This is a genomic window from Pseudomonas sp. GCM10022186 (assembly GCF_042656385.1).
Lineage (GTDB): Bacteria > Pseudomonadota > Gammaproteobacteria > Pseudomonadales > Pseudomonadaceae > Metapseudomonas.
On the sequence record NZ_JBHSOU010000044.1, the window covers coordinates 174792 to 193491 of the forward strand.

9 protein-coding genes and 1 pseudogene are annotated in these 18700 nt (G+C 70.1%); 8 read left to right on the forward strand and 2 right to left on the reverse strand.

What is annotated here, in order from left to right; genetic code table 11:
- Positions 1 to 28: 28 nt before the first annotated feature.
- Entirely contained in the window at positions 29 to 1372 is a 1344-nt protein-coding gene (locus ACFPU0_RS15520; protein WP_377694002.1) for an MATE family efflux transporter, read from the reverse strand.
- 374 nt (positions 1373 to 1746) lie between these two features.
- On the opposite strand from ACFPU0_RS15520, the gene ACFPU0_RS15525 reads away from it, so the two are divergent.
- The 7 genes and pseudogenes from ACFPU0_RS15525 to ACFPU0_RS15555 all read left to right on the forward strand — a co-directional run bounded on the left by ACFPU0_RS15525 (position 1747) and on the right by ACFPU0_RS15555 (position 16048).
- Positions 1747 to 1926: a hypothetical protein gene (locus ACFPU0_RS15525; protein ID WP_377694004.1), complete on the forward strand. Its 180-nt coding sequence runs from the start codon at positions 1747 to 1749 to the stop codon at positions 1924 to 1926.
- Positions 1927 to 2175: 249 nt separating this feature from the next.
- A complete protein-coding gene (gene mgtA, locus ACFPU0_RS15530; RefSeq protein ID WP_377694006.1) occupies positions 2176 to 4887 on the forward strand; it encodes a magnesium-translocating P-type ATPase in 2712 nt (903 codons plus the stop codon).
- Positions 4888 to 4947: 60 nt separating this feature from the next.
- On the forward strand, positions 4948 to 6603 hold the full coding sequence (locus tag ACFPU0_RS15535; protein WP_377694008.1) for a Na/Pi cotransporter family protein: 1656 nt from the start codon (positions 4948 to 4950) through the stop codon (positions 6601 to 6603).
- A gap of 103 nt (positions 6604 to 6706) precedes the next feature.
- Positions 6707 to 11611, forward strand: a complete 4905-nt coding sequence (locus tag ACFPU0_RS15540) for an alpha-2-macroglobulin family protein (RefSeq protein ID WP_377694010.1) — start codon at positions 6707 to 6709, stop codon at positions 11609 to 11611.
- A gap of 45 nt (positions 11612 to 11656) precedes the next feature.
- The gene (gene pbpC / locus ACFPU0_RS15545) at positions 11657 to 13984 is read left to right on the forward strand and encodes a peptidoglycan glycosyltransferase PbpC (protein ID WP_377694318.1); all 2328 of its coding nucleotides are present in this window, start codon (positions 11657 to 11659) and stop codon (positions 13982 to 13984) included.
- A gap of 234 nt (positions 13985 to 14218) precedes the next feature.
- A pseudogene (locus ACFPU0_RS15550) lies at positions 14219 to 15184 on the forward strand (cache domain-containing protein); the annotation flags it as partial.
- 135 nt (positions 15185 to 15319) lie between these two features.
- Positions 15320 to 16048 (forward strand): methyl-accepting chemotaxis protein, encoded by a 729-nt coding sequence (locus tag ACFPU0_RS15555; protein WP_377694319.1) that lies wholly within the window; start codon positions 15320 to 15322, stop codon positions 16046 to 16048.
- Positions 16049 to 16088: 40 nt separating this feature from the next.
- Here the strand turns inward: ACFPU0_RS15555 and ACFPU0_RS15560 are convergent, their stop codons facing one another.
- Positions 16089 to 16535: a DMT family transporter gene (locus ACFPU0_RS15560; RefSeq protein ID WP_377694012.1), complete on the reverse strand. Its 447-nt coding sequence runs from the start codon at positions 16533 to 16535 to the stop codon at positions 16089 to 16091.
- 244 nt (positions 16536 to 16779) lie between these two features.
- Between ACFPU0_RS15560 and ACFPU0_RS15565 the strand changes: the two genes are divergently transcribed.
- A complete protein-coding gene (locus ACFPU0_RS15565; protein WP_377694013.1) occupies positions 16780 to 18651 on the forward strand; it encodes a collagen-like triple helix repeat-containing protein in 1872 nt (623 codons plus the stop codon).
- The last annotated feature ends 49 nt before the right edge of the window (positions 18652 to 18700 follow it).

An 18700-nucleotide genomic window follows, 5' to 3' on the forward strand; every position in this document is an offset into this window, starting at 1 on the left:
CCTTCAGGTCATCAGGTTTTCATTGTCGTTATCGTGCGGCGAACCAGGCGTCGCGACGCTGCAGGCGCCACGCCAGGCAGCCCAGGCTGAGCCCGCGTATCGCCATGAAGGCGAGGAAGGCCAGCCAGAGCCCGTGGTTGCCGAGAAACTGTAGCCCCCATCCCAAGGGCAGGCTAAGGATCACCGCCACCAGCATGGCGTCGCGCATCTCGCGGGCGCGGGTGGCGCCGATGAACAGCCCGTCCAGCAGGTAGCTCCAGACCGCCACCAGGGGCAGCGCCGCCAGGTAGGGCAGGTAGATGTGGGCCACCCTGCGCACCTCGGCGATGTCGCTCTGCAGGTCGACGAACAGTCGGCCGCCGACCAGGAAGAACAGCGCGAAGGCCAGGCTGGCGATCAGCGACCAGGCGCCGGCCACCAGCAGCGAACGGCGCAGGCCGTCGCGGTCCCGCGCGCCGATGGCGTGGCCGCACAGGGCTTCCACCGCGTGGGCCAGGCCATCCAGGGCGTAGGCGGTCACCAAGAGGCCATTGAGCAGCAGGGCGTTGGCCGCCACCGTGGCGTCGCCCAGGCGCGTGCCCTGCACCGTGAGCAGGAAGAACACCAGCTGCAGCGCCAGGGAGCGGATGAAAATGTCGCGGTTCACCATCAGCAGCGGGCGCCAACTGCTCCAGCGGGACAGCGCGCGGGCCTCGATCCGCCCCGGATGGCGGCGCAGGGCGCCGCGGGTCAGCGCCAGGCCGAGCAGCGCGCCGCACCATTCCGCCGTGACCGCCGCCCTGGCGGCGCCGGCCACGCCCCAGTCCAGCCCCAGTACGAACCAGAGCGCCAGGGCGATGTTGATCAGGTTGGTGGCCAGCAGTATCGCCAGCGGCGCGCGGGCGTTCTGGGTGCCGAGGAACCAGCCCACCAGCGCGTAGTTGGCCAGTGCCGCCGGCAGCCCCAGCAGGCGCAGGTGGAAGAATTCGCGGGTCAGTTGGTCCAGCTCCGCCGAGGGCGCCATCAGCCCCAGGGCGAAGCCGCTGAAGGGCAGCGCCAGCAGGCCCAGCAGCAACGCCAGCCCCAGGGCCAGTCCCAGGCCCTGCAGCAGCACCTGGCGCAGCGCGCCGCCATCGCCGCGCCCGGCGGCCTGGGCGGCGAAGCCGGTGGTGCCCATGCGCAGGAAGCCGAGCACGCCGATCATCAGCGTATAGAGGGTGCTGCCCACCGCCACCGCGCCGAGCTGGTGGGCGTGGGGCAGATGGCCGACCACCGCGCTGTCCACCAGCGCCACCATGGGCACGGAGAGGTTCGAGAGGATCATGGGCGCGGCCAGGGCCCAGACCTTGCTGTGGGTCGGGGCATGCCGCCAGGCGTCGAGGAACGGGCTCATCGGGGGCTCCAGTCAGGCGGCGCAGTATAGCGGGGCGGACGCCTCTGTCTGTCGAGCGGTAATTCCGGGTAGGGAAGTTGTCTGGTTGCTGAACGAAATATCTGAAATGCCGGAAATGGCCGTTTCGCCGGTTGACCCTCCAGGCTGGCGCACCTATAAAACGCCGGCCCTGCGCGCAGGGCGCCTCTGTTCCCCGATCAAGCGAGCCATGGACAGTAACCCCAGTAGATGCCGATCCGCCTTCCATTCGAGGGTCGGGTCGATGAATGCAACCCAAGCACGACGGAGCCCGCAACGGGCCGGTCGGTCGAGCGGCTTCCCGGGCTGATCCCGTGCCTCTCGCCTGTGACCGGCGCGCCGGGTACAGGTGATTCATGAACGCAAGACCTTCGATTTCTCCCGGCGTATCCGCCTTCCTGGCGCGGATGCGTGTCCGTACCCAACCCGCCCGCTGCGACCCGATTGCCACGCCGGACGACATCCTCGTCTGGCGCGTCAGCCCGGCCAGCGGCCGCCTGGAAAGCCGCTGGCTGGTCAAGGTGCGGATCGGCTGACCCCCGCTGCGCCGCCTTCGCCGGACACGTTCCGGTCCCGTGTCCCAACCCAAGGAGCCTGCCATGGACGAGCCACCAAGTCGGCCCACTGCGCGTCGCCCCGGCCGCGCGCAGTGGGCCTCCTGCCGAATTCCGCATCTTTCCCTTGACCGATCGCGAGCACCGCGACCCGGCACGCCGCTGCCCGTCACCTGACCGGTAGCCGACTCGTGTCGCTGTCGCGCAGCTCGCGACAGGAGACACGAAGTCATGAGCGTAGCGACCCAGCAAGATACCCGGCTCGATGCCGAGCGCCGCAACGACAGGCTGTCCATGCGCGCCGCCCGCGAGGCGCAGAACAGCCTGGAAACCACCCTCTCCAACGTGCGCAGCCGCACCGACGGCCTCGACCAGGCCGAAGCCCTGGCCCGCCTGCACCAGGACGGCCCCAACGAGGTGGCCCACGACCGCCCGCCCCATGCCCTGCTGCAACTGCTGCAGGCCTTCAACAACCCCTTCATCTACGTGCTGATGACGCTCGCCGCGATCAGCTTCTTCACCGACTTCTGGCTGCCGCTGCGCAGCGGCGAGGACACCGAGCTCACCGGCGTGACTATCGTCCTCGCCATGGTCCTGGCCAGCGGCCTGATGCGCTTCTGGCAGGAATACCGCTCGGCCAAGGCCGCCGAGGCGCTCAAGGCCATGGTGCGCACCACCGCCAGCGTGCTGCGCCGCGAGACCCACGGGATGCGCGCAGAACTGCGCGAGGTCCCCATGGCCGAGCTGGTGGTGGGCGACATCGTGCGCCTTTCCGCCGGCGACATGATTCCCGCCGACATCCGCCTGATCGAGTCCCGCGACCTGTTCATCAGCCAGGCCGTGCTCACCGGCGAGGCCTTGCCGGTGGAGAAGTACGACACCCTCGGCGCGGTGCAGGAGAAGTCCGCCAGCCGCCTGGCCGCCGACCAGCACGACCTGCTGGAGCTGCCGAACATCTGCTTCATGGGCACCAACGTGGTCAGCGGCAGCGCCACCGCCGTGGTCGTCGCCACCGGTTCGCGCACCTACTTCGGCTCCCTGGCGCGCTCCATCGTCGGTTCCCGCGCGCAGACCGCCTTCGACCGTGGGGTGAACAGCGTCAGCTGGCTGCTGATCCGCTTCATGCTGGTGATGGTGCCGATCGTGCTGCTGATCAACGGTTTCACCAAGGGCGACTGGGCCGAGGCCTTCATGTTCGCCCTGGCGGTGGCCGTGGGCCTGACCCCGGAAATGCTGCCGATGATCGTCAGCGCCAACCTGGCCAAGGGCGCGGTGGCGATGTCGCGGCGCAAGGTGGTGGTCAAGCGCCTCAACGCCATCCAGAACTTCGGCGCCATGGACGTGCTCTGCACCGACAAGACCGGCACCCTGACCCAGGACCGGATCATCCTCGAACAACATGTCGACAGCGCCGGCCGGCCCTGCGCACAGGTGCTGCAGCTGGCCTGGCTGAACAGCTTCCACCAGTCCGGGATGAAGAACCTGATGGACCGCGCGGTGGTGCGCTTCGCCGAGGAGAACCCGGACTTCAGCCCGCCGAACGCCTGGCGCAAGGTCGATGAGCTGCCGTTCGACTTCGTGCGCCGGCGCCTCTCGGTGATCCTCGAGGACAGCGGCGGCGACCACCTGCTGGTATGCAAGGGCGCCGTGGAAGAGATGCTCGACAGCGCCGCGCGGATTCGCCAGGACGGCGTCGAGGCGCCCCTCGACGAGGCGCGCCGCCAGGACCTGCTGGCGCTGGCCGAGCGCTACAACCGCGATGGCTTCCGCGTGCTGCTGGTCGCCACCCGCCGCCTGGCGCGCGCCGAGGCCAGGCCGCAGTACTGTGCCGAGGACGAGCGCGAACTGGTCATCGAAGGCCTGCTGACCTTCCTCGACCCGCCGAAGGAAACCGCCGGCCCGGCCATCGCCGCGCTGCGCGAGAACGGCGTGGCGGTGAAGGTGCTGACCGGCGACAACCCCATCGTCAGCGCGAAGATCTGCCGCGAAGTGGGCCTGGAAGTGGGCGAGCCGCTGCTCGGCCGCGACATCGACCGGCTGGACGACGCCAGCCTGCGCTGCCTGGTGGAGGAACGCAGCGTCTTCGCCAAGCTCACCCCATTGCAGAAGTCGCGGGTGCTCAAGGCCCTGCAGGCCAACGGCCACACCGTCGGCTTCCTCGGCGACGGCATCAACGATGCGCCGGCCCTGCGCGATGCCGACGTCGGCATCTCGGTGGACAGCGGCACCGACATCGCCAAGGAATCGGCCGACATCATCCTCCTGGAAAAGAGCCTGATGGTGCTGGAGGAGGGCGTCATCAAGGGCCGCGAGACCTTCGGCAACATCATGAAGTACCTGAACATGACCGCCAGCTCCAACTTCGGCAACGTGTTCTCGGTGCTGGTGGCCAGCGCCTTCATTCCCTTCCTGCCGATGCTGGCGATCCACCTGCTGATCCAGAACCTGATGTACGACATCTCCCAGCTGTCGCTGCCCTGGGACCGCATGGACAAGGAGTTCCTCGCCAAACCGCGCAAGTGGGACGCCAGGAACATCGGCCGCTTCATGCTCTGGATCGGGCCGACCTCGTCGATCTTCGACATCACCACCTACGCGCTGATGTGGTTCGTGTTCGCCGCCAACAGCCCGGAAATACAGGCGCTGTTCCAGTCCGGCTGGTTCATCGAGGGCCTGCTCTCGCAGACCCTGGTGGTGCACATGCTGCGCACCCGCAAGGTGCCCTTCATCCAGAGCAGCGCCGCCTTGCCGGTGATGCTGATGACCGGCCTGGTGATGGCGCTGGGCATCTACCTGCCGTTCTCGCCGCTGGGTGCCATGGTCGGCCTGGTGCCGCTGCCCTGGGAGTACTTCCCCTGGCTGGTGGCGACGCTGCTCTGCTACTGCCTCACCGCACAGACCATGAAGACCCTCTACATCCGCCGCTTCGGCCAGTGGTTCTGACCCTGGCCTTCCCCGGGCGTGGCCGTGCCACGCCCTTCCCCTTCCGCGAGGAGCGATGCCATGCAGGGAACCACGTTACTGATCAACCTGGCCGGCGCCGTGGCCCTGCTGCTGTGGGGTGCCCACATGATCTCCAGCGGCGTGCTGCGCGGCTTCGGTACCGCCCTGCGCAACTGGCTCGGCCGCCACCTGGGCAACCGCTGGCTGGCCCTGCTGGCCGGGGTCGGCATCACCGGCCTGCTGCAGAGCGCCACCGCCACCAGCATGATGGCCGCCTCCTTCACCGCCAGCGGCACCCTCGGCCTGGCGCCGGCGCTGGCGGTGATGCTCGGCGCCAACGTCGGCACCACCCTGGTGGTGCAACTGCTCAGCTTCGACACCTCGCTGCTGGCGCCGCTGGCCCTGCTGGTGGGGTTGGTGCTGTTCCGCCTGCGCGACGACCCCCGCCTGGAAAGCGTCGGCCAGTGCCTGATCGGCCTTGGCCTGATGCTCCTGGCGCTGGGGCTGCTCGGCCAGTCGCTGGAGCGGATCGAGGGCTCGGCGGTGTTCGGCGCCGTGATCGGTGGCCTGCAAGGCGATCCGCTGATCGCCCTGCTGCTGGCCGCACTGCTGACCTGGGCCTGCCACTCCAGCGTCGCCGTGGTGCTGCTGGTGGCGTCGCTGGCCGGTACCGGGCTGGTTTCGCTGCCCACCGCCCTGGCGCTGGTGCTGGGCGCCAACCTCGGCGGCGCGTTGCCGGCCCTGGGTGTGGCGGGCAGCCGCGCCGCACGGCGCCTGCCCCTGGGCAACCTGCTGGTGCGCCTGCTCGGCTGCCTGCTGGCGCTACCCGCCCTGGCGCCCCTGGCCGGCTTCGCCGCGCCCTTCGGCGGCGGCGCCGTGGTGTACTTCCACATCGCCTTCAACCTGGCCTTGGCGTTGCTGCTGATCGGCTTCACCGGCCCCCTCGCCGACCTGCTGATGCGCCTGCTGCCGGACGAGCCGGCGCCCGAAGACCCGGGCATGCCGCAGTACCTGGACGAAGCCGGCCTGGAAGTGGCCAACGTCGGCCTGGCCAACGCCACCCGCGAGGCCCTGCGCCTGGCCGACATGGCGATGCTGATGCTGCGCCGCACCACCGGCCTGATCGAAACGCCCGACCGCAGCGCCATCAGCGAGCTGCGCGCCCAGGACCAGGCGCTCGACCAGTTGAGCGCGGCGATCCGCGCCTACCTCGCCGACATCGGCCAGGACGGCATGAGCGACGGCGATGCCGACCGCGCCCAGGAGATCCTCCTCTTCGCCATCAACATCGAGCACGTCGGCGACCTGGTGGCCAACAGCCTGCTGCCGCTGGTGATGCGCCGCGCCTTCTCCGAATTCGAGCTGAGCCGGGTGCTGCCGTTGCAGGCGGCGATCGAGGAAAGCCTGCACCTGGCGATCAGCGTGTTCCTCCGCGAGGACCTGGCGGCGGCCGAGCGGCTGGTGGCGCGCAAGGAACTGCTGCGGCGCCTGGAGGCCAGCGCCAGCCGCGAGCACTTCCGCCGCCTGCGCGACAACCGTGGCGCCTGGGTGGAGTCGGGCGACCTGTTCCACCGCATGCTGCGCGACTACCGGCGCATCCACTACCACGTCACCGCGCTGGCCTACCCGATGCTGGAGCGCAGCGGCGTCGTCCAGCGCCGCCCGGCGGCCTCGATCCGCGCCGATGAGTCGCGGCAATCGCTGGAAAGCCGCTGAGCCAGGGTTGGCGGCGTCGCAGGGGGCGCCCGCCGACCTCGTCAGCCCCCTGGCGCTCGACTATATTCTGCGCCTGCCCATTTCCCCTCCCCTGGGAGCCCCCATGCCGAAGAAAGGATTGCTTCTGGCACTGGTGCTGAGCCTGCTCGGCGCCTGTGATTCCTCCACCCCCGAGCAGCCGGCGAGCAAGTCGCCGCCTGCCGCGGCCCAGCCGGCGTCAAGGCCGGCCGCGGACACCGCCGCCCTGGCCAGGCGCTATGCCGGCCGCGAGCTGAAGGTGATCGACGTCTCGGAAGTGCAGCTCGACGGCGCCAGCGCCCTGTCGGTGACCTTCTCCGTGCCGCTCGATCCGGAGCAGAAGTTCGCCGAGCGCCTGCACCTGGTGGATACCACGAGCGGCAAGGTGGACGGCGCCTGGGAGCTCTCCGACAACCTGATGGAGCTGCGCCTGCGCCACCTGGAGCCCAGGCGCAAGCTGGTGCTGACCATCGACCCCGGCCTGCGCGCGGTGAATGACGCGCGGCTCGCCGAGGAGCACCTCACCCGCCTGGAAACCCGCGACCTGCAGGCCACCGTCGGCTTCGCCAGCCGCGGCTCGCTGCTGCCCACCCGGCTGGCCGAAGGCCTGCCGGTGATCGCGCTGAACGTCGACAAGGTGGATGTGGATTTCTTCCGCGTGAAGGCCGAGGCCTTGCCGGGCTTCCTCGCCCGCTGGGGCAAGCGTGGCACCCTGGACCTCTGGGAATCCCGCGAGCTGCTGAAGATGGCCGACCTGGTCTACACCGGCCGCTTCGACTTGAAGCCCGCGCGCAACACCCGCGAGACCCTGCTGCTGCCAATCGCCGGCCTGGAGCCGATGAAACAGCCGGGCGTCTACCTGGCGGTGATGAAGGAGGCCGGCAGCTACGCCTACTCCAATCCGGCGACCCTGTTCACCCTGAGCGACATCGGCCTCTCCGCCCACCGCTACAGCAACCGCCTGGACGTCTTCACCCAGGCCCTGGAAGGCGGCGCCGCGCAAGCCGACATCGCCCTGGAGCTGCTGGACGGCGAAGGCCGTGTGCTGGCCCAGGGCAAGACCGACGCCAAGGGCCACGCCGAACTGCCGCTGGCGCCCAAGTCGGAAGTGCTGATCGCCCGCAAGGACGGGCAGACCAGCCTGCTGCGCCTCTCCGCGCCGGCCCTGGACCTGGCCGAGTTCGACATCGCCGGCCCGGCCAGCCATGCATTGCAGTTCTTCGTCTTTGGCCCGCGCGACCTCTATCGGCCCGGCGAGACCGTGCTGCTCAACGCCCTGCTGCGTGACGCCGACGGCCGCGCGGTGGCCGGCCAGCCGGTGACCGTGGAAGTGCGCCGGCCGGACGAGCAGGTCAGCCGTCGCTTCGTCTGGGAAGCCGGGGAGGGCGGTTTCTACCAGTACCGGCTGCAACTGGCCGCCGAGGCGCCCACCGGGCGCTGGCAACTGCTCTTCGACCTGGGCGACGGCAAGCCGCAGCTCTACGAATTCCTCGTGGAAGACTTCCTCCCCGAGCGCATGGCCCTGGAACTCAAGGGCAGCGAGCAGCCCTTCGTGCCCAGCGAGAACGCGCGCTTCCAGGTGGCAGGCCGCTACCTCTACGGCGCGCCGGCCTCCGGCAACCGCCTAACCGGCCAGCTCTACGTGCGCCCGCTGCGCGAGGCGGTGAAGGCGCTGCCCGGCTACCAGTTCGGCTCGGTGACCGAGGACGAGCTCAAGCAGGACATCGAACTGGACGAAACCCAGCTCGACGCCGACGGCAAGGCCGAGCTGAACATCGAAACCCGCTGGCGTGATGCCAAGTCGCCGCTGCAGCTGATCCTCCAGGCCAGCCTGCAGGAATCCGGCGGCCGCCCCATCACCCGCCGCCTGGTGCAGCCGGTGTGGCCGGCCGAGCGCCTGCCGGGCCTGCGCGCGCTGTTCGAGGGCGAGGAGACCGACGCCGATAGCCTGGCCGAATTCGAGCTGCTGGTGGCCGACCCCGCCGGCAACAAGCTGGCCGCCGAGAATCTGAAGGTGCGCCTGGTGCGCGAGCGCCGCGACTACTACTGGAACTTCTCCGAGAACGACGGCTGGACCTACCACTTCAACGAGAAGTACCTGAACCTCGCCGAGGAACAGGTGCAGGTGGCCGCCGGCGGCACCGCCAAGGTCGGCTTCCCGGTGGAGTGGGGGCCCTACCGGGTGGAAGTGGAAGACCCGCAGACCGGCATCACCAGCAGCCTGCGCTTCTGGGCCGGCTACCGTTGGCAGGACAATGCCGAAGGCGGCGCGGTGCGCCCGGACCAGGTCAAGCTCGCCCTGGACAAGCCGGCCTACGCCGAAGGCGACACCGCCCAGGTTACCGTCACCCCGCCCAGCGCCGGCAGCGGCTACCTGCTGGTGGAGTCCTCCGAAGGCCCGCTCTGGTGGCAGCCCATCGAGGTGCCGGCCGAAGGCAAGCGCTTCGATATCCCGCTGGCCAAGGACTGGGCGCGCCACGACCTCTATGTCAGCGCCCTGGTGATCCGCCCCGGCGAGCGCAAGGCCAGCGTCACGCCCAAGCGCGCCGTGGGCCTGCTGCACCTGCCGCTGGAACGGGCGCCACGCAAGCTGGCGTTGAGCCTCGGCGCGCCGGAGAAGATGCGGCCCAAGCAGCCGCTGAAGGTCCAGGTGCAGGCGAAGAACGCCGACGGCAGCGTGCCGAAGTCGGTGAATGTGCTGGTGGCCGCGGTGGACGTGGGCATCCTCAATATCACCAGCTACGCGACGCCCGACCCCTTCGCCAGCCTGTTCGGCCGCAAGGCCTACGGCGCCGACCAGCTCGACGTCTACGGCCAGTTGATCGAGGCCGGCCAGGGCCGCCTGGCCACCCTGGCCTTCGGCGGTGACGCCGCCCTGGCCGGCGGCGGCAAGCGCCCGCAGACCAGCGTCACCATAGTCGCCCTGCAGGCCGCGCCGGTGACCCTGGACGCGCAGGGCCAGGGCGAAGTCAGCCTCGACATCCCCGACTTCAACGGCGAGTTGCGCCTGATGGCCCAGGCCTGGACCGACGAGCGCTACGGCATGGCCGAGGCGAAGACGGTGGTGGCCGCGCCCCTGGTGGCGGAGCTGGCCGCCCCGCGCTTCCTCGCCGGCGGTGACCAGACCACCCTGGCGCTGGACCTGACCAACCTCTCCGGCAAGCCGCAACGCCTGGACATCAACCTGGAAAGCGCCGGACAACTGGACCTTGCCCAGAGCGGCGGCGGCCAGACCGCGCCGGTGCAGCTCGCCGACGGCCAGCGCACCACCCTGCGTATCCCCGTGCGCGCGGTGGGTGGCTATGGCCAGGGCAGCGTCAAGGTGACGGTGAACGGCCTGGAACTGCCGGGCGAGAACCTGCCGCCCTTCAGCCGCGAATGGACCCTGGGCGTGCGCCCGGCCTATCCGGCGCAGCTGCGGCAGTTCCGCGCGGTGCTCAAGGGCGAGGCCTGGACCCTGCCGGCCGGCACCCTCGACGCCTACGAGCCGGATGGCCGCGAGGCCCTGCTGCAACTCTCCAGCCGTCCGCCGCTGAATCTCGGCGAACAGATCCGCGCCCTCAAGGCCTATCCATACGGTTGCGCCGAGCAGACCACCAGCGGCCTCTACCCGTCGCTCTACGCCGACGCCGCCTCGCTCAAGCGTCTCGGCCTGGAAGGCGAGCCGGACGAGGCGCGCCGCAAGTCGATCGAGCTGGGCATCGAGCGCCTGCTGGGCATGCAGCGCCACAATGGCAGCTTCGGCCTCTGGAGTGCCGACAGCGAGGAGGAGTACTGGCTGACCGCCTATGTCACCGACTTTCTCCTGCGCGCCCGCGACCAGGGCTTCGCCGTGCCGCCGGAAGCCCTGAAGAAGGCCAGCGAGCGCCTGCTGCGCTACCTGCAGGAACGCAGCCTGATCGAAGTCAGCTACAGCCAGAACGCCGACCATACGCGCTTCGCCGTGCAGGCCTACGCCGGCTACGTCCTGGCGCGCAGCCAGCAGGCGCCGCTGGGCGCCCTGCGCAGCCTCTGGGAACGCCGCGCCGACGCCCGCTCCGGCCTGCCGCTGGTGCAACTGGCGGTGGCCTTCAAGCTGATGGGCGACGCCCCGCGCGCCGACCAGGCGCTGGAACTGGGCCTGCGCATCCAGCGGCAAAGCCGCGACTGGCTGGCCGACTACGGCAGCCCGCTGCGCGACCAGGCGCTGATCCTCGCCCTGCTGGAAGAGCACGACCTGGCCAGCGGCGCCCGCGAGCAGCGGCTGTTCGACCTGGCCGACCTGGTGGCCGGCGAGCGCTGGCTCTCCACCCAGGAGCGCAACGCCCTCTACCTGGCGGGCCGCGGCCTGCTGGGCAAACCCGAGCCGAACTGGAGTGCGCGACTCAGCGCCGGCGGCGAGCAGCGCGAGCTGAGCAACCAGCAGCCGGGCCTGAAGCTGGACGGCGCGCTGCTGGCCGAGCCGCTGACGATCACTTCTGCTGGCAGCGAGCCGCTCTACCAGCAACTGAGCCTGTCCGGCTACCCGCTGGCGGCACCGGCCGCCGGTGGCGAGAACCTCTCCATCCGTCGCGAATTCCTCGGCGTGGATGGCCAGCGCCTCGACCTCAACAGTCTGGACAGCGGCGAACTGGTGCTGGTGCACCTGGCCATCGAGGCCAGGGAGCGGGTGCCTGACGCCCTGGTGGTGGACCTGCTGCCCGCCGGCCTGGAACTGGAAAACCAGAACCTCGCCCAGAGCGCCGCCAGCCTGGACGACGCCGGCAGCGCGGTGAAGGAGTGGCAGAAGTCCATGCAGAATGCCGCCATCAAGCACCAGGAATTCCGCGACGACCGCTATGTGGCTGCCCTGAACGTGAACGAATACGACACCACGCACTTGCTCTACCTGGCCCGCGCCGTCACCCCCGGTACCTACCGCGTGCCGCCACCCACGGTGGAATCCATGTACCGGCCGAACTGGCAGGCCCTGGGCGAGGCGCCGGAGAAGCTGGTGGTGAGGGGGAAGTAGGGGCCCTCACCTCGGTCTTCCATCCGGAGCCCTTCCTTGTTCGCCATCCCCCGCCACCTCCGCCGCCCCTGGCTCGCCATCCCGCTCGCGCTGATGGCGCTGCTCTGGACGGCCGATCGCCTGTTCCCATTGCCATTGCCCGGCGACGACCTGGCGCGGGTGGTGCTGGCCGAGGATGGCACGCCGCTCTGGCGTTTCGCCGATGCCGAGGGCGTCTGGCGTTACCCGGTCAGCCGGGAGGAGGTTTCGCCCTATTACCTGGAAGCCCTGCTCACTTACGAGGACCGCTGGTTCTACCGGCACCCCGGGGTCAACCCCCTGGCCCTGGCGCGCGCCGCCTGGCTGAACCTGAACGGCGGGCGCGTGGTGTCCGGCGGCAGCACCCTGTCGATGCAGGTGGCGCGGCTGCTCGATCCGCATCCGCGTACCTTCGCCGGCAAGCTGCGCCAGCTCTGGCGCACCGCGCAGCTGGAATGGCACCTGTCCAAGGACGAGATCCTCGGCCTCTACCTCAACCGCGCGCCCTTCGGCGGCACCCTGCAGGGCGTGGCGGCGGCCAGCTGGGCCTACCTCGGCAAGCCGCCTGCGCAGCTGACCCGCGCCGAGGCCGCATTGCTGGCGGTGCTGCCCCAGGCCCCCAGCCGGCTGCGGCCGGACCGCCACCCGGAGCAGGCCCAGGCGGCGCGCGACAAGGTGTTGCGGCGCCTGGCGCAATTCCAGGTCTGGCCCGAGAGCGCGGTGCAGGAAGCCCTGGAAGAACCGGTGCTGCTCGCCCCGCGCCAGGAACCCAGCCTGGCGCCGCTGCTGGCGCGGCGGCTGAACACGCCCGACAGCCCGCCGCTGATCCGCACCACCCTCGACGCCGCCCTCCAGCGCCGCCTGGAAGACCTGTTGCTGGGCTGGCGCGCGCGGCTGCCGGAGCGCACCTCGGCGGCGATCCTGGTAGTGGAGCACCCGAGCATGGCGGTGCGGGCTTACCTAGGCTCCATCGACATCGCCGACGAGAAACGCTTCGGCCATGTGGATATGGTCCAGTCCCTGCGCTCGCCGGGCTCCACCCTCAAACCCTTCCTCTACGGCATGGCCCTGGACGCCGGGCTGATCCATTCCGAGTCCCTGCTGCAGGACGTGCCCCGGCGCTACGGCGACTACCGTCCCGGCAACTTCGCCGCCGGCTTCAGTGGCCCGGTATCGGCCAGTGAAGCCCTGGGGATGTCCCTCAACCTGCCGGCGGTACAGCTGCTGGAGGCTTACGGCCCGAAGCGCTTCGCCGGTGAACTGCGCAATGTCGGCCTGCCGCTGGTGCTGCCGGCCGCCAGCGAGCCGAACCTGGCGCTGATCCTTGGCGGCGCCGGCAGCAAGCTGGAGGAACTGGTCAGTGGCTACAGCGCCTTCGCCCGCCAGGGCCGCGTCGCCCGCCTGCGCCTGCAACCCCAGGACGCGTTGCACGAACGCAGGCTGTTGTCGCCCGGGGCGGCCTGGATCATCCGCCGCATCCTCGCCGGCCAGGCGCGTCCGGACCGCGACCCGCGCGCGCGCCTGGCCCAGCGCCCGGTACTGGCCTGGAAGACCGGTACCAGCTACGGCTTCCGCGATGCCTGGGCCATCGGCGTAGGGCCGCGTCACCTGATCGGCGTATGGATCGGCCGCCCGGACGGGACGCCGGTGCCCGGACAGTTCGGCCTCGCCTCGGCGGCGCCCTTGCTGTTGCAGGTCCACGACCTGCTGGTGAACCGCGATAGCCAGCGCGGTATTCCCCAGCCCGTGGACCCGCAGCCGCAGGAGGTGGGTGTCGCCGCCATCTGCTGGCCCCTCGGCCAGCCCATGGTCAAGGGCGACCCCAACTGTCGCCGCCAGCGGTTCGCCTGGACCCTGGAAGGCACCACGCCGCCGACGCTGCTGGCCGCTGACCAGCCCCTCGGCCTGGGGTTGCGCCAGTCGCTCTGGGTGGATGCAAAAGGGCGCCAGGTGGCGGCGGGATGTTCCGGCGCCCGGGCCCGCGAACTGGTGCTCTGGCCGGCGCCCCTGGAACCCTGGTTGCCACGGCGCGAGCGGCGCGTGGCGCGGCTGCCGGCGGTGGACGCGGGCTGCCCGCCGCAATTGCCGCCCCCGGCTGCGCCATTGTCCATTGTCGGGGTGCGCGAGGGTGACCAGCTGCGTCGCCCTTCGGGTAGCGCCGGTCCCCTGCGCGTCAAGCTCTCCGCCCTGGGCGGCAGTGGCCGGCGCTGGTGGTTCCTCGACGGCGTGCCGCTCACCGCCACCGCTGCGGAGGAGAGCTTCAGCCAGGAGTTCAGGCGCGGCGGTCGCCATCAATTGAGCGTGCTGGACGAGGCCGGGCAGACCGCTCGTCTGGAGTTCGCCGTTACGGACTGACCCGCGGTTCAAGTTTTTGGAGCCGTGCGCCGATACGTATTGTTGGCAAAGAGCGGAAAAACTGTAGAGATATCTGTATACAATCCAGCGCCCTCGTCTCGCCTCCAACAAGTACTCCAAGGAGACAACTCCATGCGCCTCTGGCAACGCAGCATTCAGTGGCAGCTGATCTTCAGCATGGGCGCGGCCCTGCTCGCCGGTATCCTGATCGTCATCGGCATCTACTCGGTGCTGATGAACCGCCTCACCGAACGTTTCCTGCTGGATGAAGCCCTGCCAGCGCGCGTGGAGGCCATCGGCAACGCCCTGGAGCGCACCCTGGCGGCGCCCATCACCGCCAATGCCGGCATCGCCGAGAACGCCCTGGTGCAGGACTGGCTGGCCGAGGGCGAAGACCCTGCCCGTGCGGAGGCCTTCGCCCATTACCTGGAAGGGGTGCGCGCCCAGCAGAACGCCACCACTACCTCCATTGCCGTGCTGGACAGCGGCCACTACTACACGGGCCAGGGGCTGGCTCGCACCATCTCCCGTAGCCAGCCGGAGAACCAGTGGTTCTACAGGCTGGTGGACAGCGAGCGGAACCGGGTGCTGGAGATCGACATCGACAAGGGCACCCGCCTGCCGACCCTGTTCATCAACCAGCGCATCAGCCGCAACGGCCGCACCCTCGGTGTCTCCGGCCTGGGCTACAGCCTGCAGTCCATGTCCGGGATGATCCGCGACTTCCGCTTCGGCGAGCGCGGCCGCGTGTTCCTGATGGACCGCGAGGGCAATATCAAGGTCCACCCCGACGCCGCCCTCAACGGCAGCGCGCGCCTGGGCGAGGTCTTCGGCGCTGGCGCGGCAGCCGAGCTGCTGGCCGCCGGCGGCAGGGCCATCCGCTTCAGCCGCGACGGCGAGAGTTACCTCGCCCTGGCCCGGCCCCTGGATAGCCTCGGCTGGCAGCTGGTGAGCGAAGTGCCGGAGGCGGAAATCTACGCCGAGGCGCGCAAGGCCATGTGGACCAGCAGCCTCGCCGGTTTCGGCGTGCTCGCCCTCTGCCTGCTGCTGGTGGTGCTGCTGGCGCGCGGGCTGGTGCGGCCGGTCCGCCAGGTCACCGCGGCGCTGGTGGAAATCGGTGGTGGCGGCGGTGACCTGACCCGGCGCCTGGATGAATCCCGCGCCGATGAACTGGGCGACCTGGCCCGGGGCTTCAACCGCTTCCTGGAGAGCCAGCGCAGCCTGATCGGCGAAGTGCTGGACACCAGCGAGCACCTGCACAAGGTGGTCGGCCAGGTGGCGCGAGTGGTGGACAACACCGCCGGCCGTGCCGGCCAGCAGCAGGAAATGACCGATATGGTGGCCACCGCGGTACACGAGATGGGGCTCACGGTGCAGGAGATCGCCCGCAACGCCGGCGCCGCCGCCCAGGCTTCGCAGCACGCCCGCGACGAATCCCTGCAGGCGCGCCAGGTGGTCGGGGAGTCGGTGGGGCATATCGAGAAGATGTCCAGCGAGATCGGTGTCGCCGCCTCGGCGGTGAGCGAACTGGCCAGCCAGGTGGCGTCCATCGACCAGGTACTGGCGGTGATCCGCGGCATTTCCGAGCAGACCAACCTGCTGGCGCTGAACGCCGCCATCGAGGCCGCCCGTGCCGGCGAGATGGGCCGTGGCTTCGCGGTGGTGGCGGATGAAGTCCGCACCCTGGCCAGCCGCACCCAGGCTTCCACCGACGAGATCCAGCAGATGATCCAGCGCCTCAAGCACGGCGCCGAGACGGCGGTGCAGTCCATGCAGGCCGGTCAGGCCGCCACCGGCACGGGCGTCGAAGCCAGCCAGCGCACCGGCACCTCCCTGGGCGCCATCACCGACCAGGTGGAACGCATCAGCGACATGAACCACCAGGTGGCTGCGGCCACCGAGGAACAGTCCTCGGTGACCGAGGAAATCAACCGCAATGTGCAGGGCATCGCCGACCTGGCCCATGCCACCGCCAGCGAAGTCCGTGATTGCCGCGAGGAATGCCGGACCCTCAGCCGCCTGGCTGGCGACCTGGCGCAACAGGTGGGCAGGTTCAGGTTGTGAGCCGGCTGGGGCGGGCGCGGGTCACGTCGCTTCTCGTCGCTCAGCCCCGACGAATGAGCCAGATACCGCCGATGATCAATGCCAGCCCGGCCAGCTTGCCCAGGCTGACGGGCGCTTCGCGGAAACCCGCCCAGCCGAAGTGATCCAGCATCAGCGCCATGCTCAGCTGGCCGGCGAGCACCAGCGTCATGAACAGCAATGCGCCGATGCGCGGCGCGGCGAAGGCAGCGGTGGCGATGAACACCGCGCCCAGGAGGCCGCCGCCCCACTGCCACCAGCTCAGGCCCTTGAGCGCGTCCAGGGTCGGCAGCTCGCGCTGCACCAGCACGACCGCCAGCAGGGCGACGGTACCGACCGCGAAGGACACCAGGGCCGCGCACATCACGCTGGAAATCTGCTTGGCCAGCTGGCCGTTGATGCCGGCCTGCAGGGGCAGGAAGGCGCCGGCGACGAAGGGCAGGGCGAGCAGCCACCAGGCCTTGGGCATGGCGATCTCCGGAAATCGAGGGGCGCACAGTATGCCCCAGGCTCTTCGGTGGCGGAATCCGCTCGCGGGCCCGGCCCCGGTCGATTGGCTGAAAGCCCCGGCCGTAGCGGGCTGCAGCGCGACTTATAGAAACGGTTAATACCAAGTCGAAGATTGTCGTGGCCTGTCGCCTGGACTGTCATGGAAGCCAGAAGCGCGGGGCTGAGGGGCCCTTGCCGATAGCCGTGACGAGGTGGGGATACCTATGAAAAACAGCGACTGGATCAACCTGGGCAGTGCCCTGACCCTGGCAGTGATGTTCTCCCTGGCCGGGTGCAGCAGCGGTGGCGGCGGCTCGAAGAGCTTCGTCGACAGCGCGAGCGGCGATACCCCCGCGGATGCCACCGCCGGCACCGGTACTGATGGCAGCACCGATGGGGCCGGTGGCGGTACCGGGGCTGGCACCGATGCCGGGGCGGGAGCCGGTACCGGCGGCACCGGAAGCTCGGGTGGCGTAGCGGATGGCAGTAGCGGCGGCACAGGGGGGGCGACAGGCGGCTCTGGTGCCGGTACGGGTGGCAGCGCCGATGGAAGCGGCGGTGACGGTACGGGCGGGGGCGTGGTGGATGGTGGCACCGGCGGTGCGGGTGGCGGCACTGGCGGGAATACCGGCGGTGGTACAGGCGGTGGTGTGGTGGACGGCGGCACGGACGGTGGCTCCGGCGGTGGTACGGGGGGCGGTACGGGAGGCGGTGGTTCGGATGGTGGTGCGACGGCGCCGGGCCTGGTCACCGGCGAGTTGCTGCAGGACGCCGGCTCGGTGGTCTCCGGTGCCGGCAACACGCTGGAGCAGGTCGGCCAGGCGGTGGGGGAGGTTTCCATCGGTGGCAACCAGGACCTCACTGGCGGCGCCGGTGGCCTGATCGGCTCGGTGGGCAGTGCTGCCGACAGCCTTGGCGATGGCATCAAGGACGGCGTCGGTCAGCTGGGTACCGATACCAATGCCCTTGGCGTGACCCTTGGCAGCCTGGGCACAGCGGTCAATGACCTGGGCGGTGGCGTTTCTGTACTGGGCGAGGGCGTGAAGGACCTTTCCGGCTCGTCCCAGGTCGGGGAGATTCCGCTGGCCGGCGGCGTGGTCGGCCACGCCGGCAACCTGGTGGATGGCGTCGGCGAGGCCGTCTCCATGCTCGGCAACACCCTGAACACCGCCGCCACCAGCGGCCCCCTCGGCGAGGTCACCGATGCGGTCGGCGACAAACTGGTGCCCGTGGTCAGCCTGGCGGAAAGCGTCACCGGCCAGGTTGGCAGCAGCACGGGCCTCGATGAGCCGGTGGGCAAGCTGCTGGATACCGTCGGCCAGGTCCTGGGCGCCACCGGAGACAAGGTGGCCGACGGCGTGGACAACCCCCTGGGCCAGGCCGTGGGTGACACCCTGGCCAAGACCGGCGATGCCTTGTCCACCAGTGGCGGACTGCTCGACCAGCAGGACGGCGGCTCCAGCCCGCAGGCCAGCCTGGGCGTCGTGGTGGGCGAGCTGGCCGATACCACCGGCCAGCTGGGCCAGCAGACGGGTCTGGGCGCGCCTGTGGACAACTTGTTGGAGAGCGCCGGCGGCGTGGTCGCCGCGGCAGGTAGCGGGCTGGAAGCCGGCAGCGGCAATGGCCTGGTCAGCAGCGTGGGCGCCACCACGGTCGAAGCCGGGCAGACGGTGGCCTCCCTCGGCACTCTGGTGGGTGGAGACGGCGTGACCAACAACCAGGTCGGGGCCCCCGTGGCCGCGGTAACCAACGAAGTGGGTGCCGCCCTGACTCCGGCAGCGCAGGATCTCGGCAATGCGACCCAGGGCCTGGTGGGTGCCACCAGCCTGGGCGACCCGGCTGCCAACCTCGTCCAGCAGGTCGGTGGTGCGGTGAGTGAACTCGGCCAACAGGTGGACAGCTCTGCCAGCAGCCCGGTCCTTGGCCAGGTCGGCCAGACGGTCGATGGCGCCGGCCAGGTGGTGGAACAGGTCGGTACCCTGCTCGAAGGTGGTAGCACCTCCGGCACCGGCGGAGCCCTGGGTGGCATTGGCGTCAGCCTGGAAGGCAATGCGTCCGGTGGCCTCGGCAGCGGCCTGCTCGGCGGCCAGCGCTGACCATCGCTCGGCCGGGCTTCCCCTCGGAGCCCGGCCCCTCTGTGCCGGT